The sequence below is a fragment of the Halomonas sp. SIMBA_159 genome, assembly GCF_046536035.1.
Taxonomy (GTDB): domain Bacteria; phylum Pseudomonadota; class Gammaproteobacteria; order Pseudomonadales; family Halomonadaceae; genus Vreelandella; species Vreelandella venusta_A.
In genome coordinates, this window is record NZ_JAWJBT010000570.1 from 1 (window position 1) to 272 (window position 272).

At 45.2% G+C, this 272-nt stretch carries 1 protein-coding gene; it reads left to right on the plus strand.

The genetic code is table 11. The features are described 5' to 3' along the window. Positions 1 to 272 (plus strand): hypothetical protein (locus R0J87_RS20495; RefSeq protein ID WP_498888557.1); only part of this gene is annotated, 272 nt, incomplete at both ends.

The window sequence follows — 272 nt, forward strand, 5'->3', positions numbered from 1 at the left end:
CTTATGCCGGAGAAATTTCCCCTGCATTTGGTTTTCAGACAGGTGTTCTTTATTACCATGCTAACTGGATTGGTAACCTGGCGATTGGTATTACCGCTGTATCTTATCTTTCCACCTTCTTCCCAGTATTAAATGATCCTGTTCCGGCGGGTATCGCCTGTATTGCTATCGTCTGGGTATTTACCTTTGTAAATATGCTCGGCGGTACCTGGGTAAGCCGTTTAACCACTATTGGTCTGGTGCTGGTTCTTATTCCTGTGGTGATGACTGCT